The following is a 1,323-nucleotide window of genomic DNA, read 5'->3' as shown; positions in this document are numbered from 1 at the left end:
ATAGGAGGTGCGTGTATGAAAAGATTTACTCGAGAAGAAAAACACCAAGCCGTTAAAAGATATTACACAGAGCGCATAAGCTACCGTGAATTAGGTGAAGAGATTGGTATAGATGAATCTTCACTTCGTTACTGGGTCAAACTCTACAATTATCACGGTGAAAAGGCCTTTGACTTTCCCTATACAAAGTACCCGTCAGCCTTTAAACTGAAGGTAATTCAGTTTATTAAAGAGTCGGATTACTCGATTCGAGAGGCGTCGGCACTCTTCCATATTCCGCACTTCTCCATGGTCCGTCGTTGGAAGAAAAAGTGGGAAACTGGTGATATCGATGCCCTTGAATCCATAGGAAAGGGGCCTGTCTTGATGTCATCCCAAAAGAAGAATAATCAGAAAAACGAACCATCCATCGACGCCATGAAGGAGCTCGAATACCTTCGGATGGAGAATGCCTATTTAAAAAAGTTGAGGGCCTTAGTTCAGAAAAAGGAACAGTCACCAAAAAAGAAAAAGCGCAAGTAGTGTATGAGCTAAGGCTAAGCTTCCCAGTCAAGAAGCTTGTGAAGGTGGCGGGGCTTTCCCGCAGCACCTATTACCATCTGATTTCAAAGTTGAACGGACCTGATCCTGATCGGAAGTGGAAAAGAAGGATCCAACTTATTTACAGAAAGCATGATGGCCGAATGGGTTATCGACGAATCACCGAAATCTTACAGGCAAAAAAGTACAACATCAATCACAAGAAAGTCTACCGTTTAATGAAAGAGCTTGGCCTCCGATGCCAGGTACGCATGAAGAAGTATAACTCTTATAAAGGCAAAGTCGGAAAAGTAGCCGACAACATCTTAAACCGTGATTTCCAAGCCAATCGGCCGAATCAAAAGTGGGTCACCGACATTACAGAGTTTCGTTTATTCGGTGAAAAGCTCTATCTTTCCCCTGTATTGGATTTGTTTAACGGTGAAATCATTACGTACACCATTGCGTCTAGACCCAGGTATTCCCTTGTTAAAGAGATGTTGGATCAAGCGCTTGAAAGTGTGAAAGAAGACGATGAGCTTCTTATCCATTCTGACCAAGGGTGGCATTATCAGATGGCTCACTATCGAAAGACATTGAAAGAGAACAATATTACACAAAGCATGTCCCGGAAGGGAAATTGTCATGACAATGCCGTCATGGAGAACTTCTTCGGAATCATGAAATCAGAGCTTCTTTATTATAAGGAGTTTTCCAGTGTTAATCATTTCAAACAAGAGCTTGAAACCTATATTCACTACTACAACCATACAAGAACCAAGTTCAGATTAAAGGGGAAAAGCC

Annotated in this window: 1 protein-coding gene; it reads left to right on the top strand. The window is 42.0% G+C overall.

Features of this window, described 5'->3' with window-relative positions; translation table 11 throughout:
- Positions 1-15 precede the first annotated feature (15 nt).
- A protein-coding gene (locus BLV00_RS21535; protein WP_245729039.1) for an IS3 family transposase occupies positions 16-1,323 on the top strand; the annotation gives its coding sequence in 2 pieces (ribosomal slippage) (positions 16-457 and positions 457-1,323; 1,309 coding nt annotated over the 2 pieces). This gene is flagged as partial in the annotation.

Origin of the sequence: Thalassobacillus cyri (genome assembly GCF_900107755.1) — a bacterium.
Classification (GTDB): Bacteria; Bacillota; Bacilli; order Bacillales; family Halobacillaceae; genus Thalassobacillus; species Thalassobacillus cyri.
This window is presented reverse-complemented; position numbering and strand designations above follow the sequence as displayed.